This window comes from Mesorhizobium sp. P5_C1, from assembly GCF_054049815.1.
The window spans coordinates 1-559 of the sequence record NZ_JBFULQ010001394.1; the positions used below are offsets into that span (position 1 = coordinate 1).

Sequence of the window (559 nt, forward strand, 5' to 3'; positions counted from 1 at the left end):
GCCCAATAGGGCACGTAGAGGTGCTTTTCGCTCGCGGCTGTATCCGGTCGCACCCGAAACACGTACGCACGATCACCCAACGCTGAAGCGTACTCGCCGTGCGGGTCGATGACAACGATTCTCGCATTGGGGAAACTCCCAGACGAGGCGGCTTCGAGCAACACCGCTACCAGGTTGGACTTACCGGAGCCAGTCGAACCGACGATGGCACTGTGTCGGCTTACGAGTCCCGGAATACTTACGTCCGCGCTAATTCCTGAAGCGCCCGCTATCTGACCTACTGAAATGGTGCCCTTCTTACCTTGGGACCAACCATAGATGACTTCCAGATCATCCTTTGTAACCAAGTGCACCTCGTCACCCACAGTTGGGTACTGGCCGACACCTCGTTCAAACCGCTTCCCCATCGCCTCTCCGAACAACACAATGGTCATCCACCGAAAACCTGAGAGTTGAGAAGCTCCGTCGAGGTCGAGAGGTGTGTTGAGTGGCGGCTCTGGCACTCCGCCGGGGGCGGCATCAGCACCAATCTGCGTGCAAACCGCATATAGGTGAGTGT

Annotated in this window: 1 protein-coding gene; it reads right to left on the minus strand. The window is 57.4% G+C overall.

The features are described from left to right. Window positions 1-434 (minus strand): ATP-binding protein (locus ACXJ7R_RS35995; RefSeq protein WP_457155924.1); only part of this gene is annotated, 434 nt, incomplete at its 3' end. Window positions 435-559 lie beyond the last annotated feature (125 nt).